General features: G+C 68.8%; 1 protein-coding gene. It reads left to right on the forward strand.

Annotated features, from left to right (window positions below):
- The coding region (locus NTD88_RS11095; RefSeq protein WP_262154850.1) for an autotransporter outer membrane beta-barrel domain-containing protein at positions 1–648 on the forward strand (648 nt) is incomplete at both ends.

The following is a 648-nucleotide window of genomic DNA, read 5'->3' on the forward strand; positions in this document are numbered from 1 at the left end:
CGTGGGCGGCACCGCCAACCTGGCCGGTACGCTGAACGTGTTCGCGGCGCAGCCGTACACCGGCGACACCACCTACACCCTGCTGACCGCCGGCGGCGGCATCACCGGCAAGTTCGACAGCGACAACCTCAGCAGCCTCGGCGTGGCGTCGAACCTGGCCTTCATCGACACCCGCCTGGTGTACGGCAGCAACGACGTCAGCCTGTCGGTCGCGCGTAACGGCGTGGCCTTCGCCGATGTGGCCGTGAGCGACAACCAGCGTGACGTCGCCACCGCCCTGGGTTCGGCAGCCGCACCGGCCAGCCTGAAAAGCGCGATCACCAGCATGGACCGTGCCTCGGCGCAGGCGGCGTTCGACAGCCTGTCCGGTGAAATCCACGCCAGCACCGCCAGCGTACTGCTGGAGGACTCCCGCTACCTGCGCAACACCGTCAATGACCGCATGCGTCAGGGCGATTGCGGCAACGGCGACCCGCGCAGCGTGCTGGCACCGACCAGCGGGCAGCAGAGCAGCAGCGGTTGCCAGGGGCAGGGGGTGGGCTGGATCACCGCCCTGGGCGGCTGGTCCAACAACGACGGCAGCCATGGCGCCGCCAGCGTCGATCGCGACCTGTCCGGCTTCATGCTCGGCTTCGACAACAACCTGAA

It is taken from the genome of Pseudomonas sp. 20P_3.2_Bac5, from assembly GCF_025466035.1.
GTDB lineage: Bacteria > Pseudomonadota > Gammaproteobacteria > Pseudomonadales > Pseudomonadaceae > Aquipseudomonas.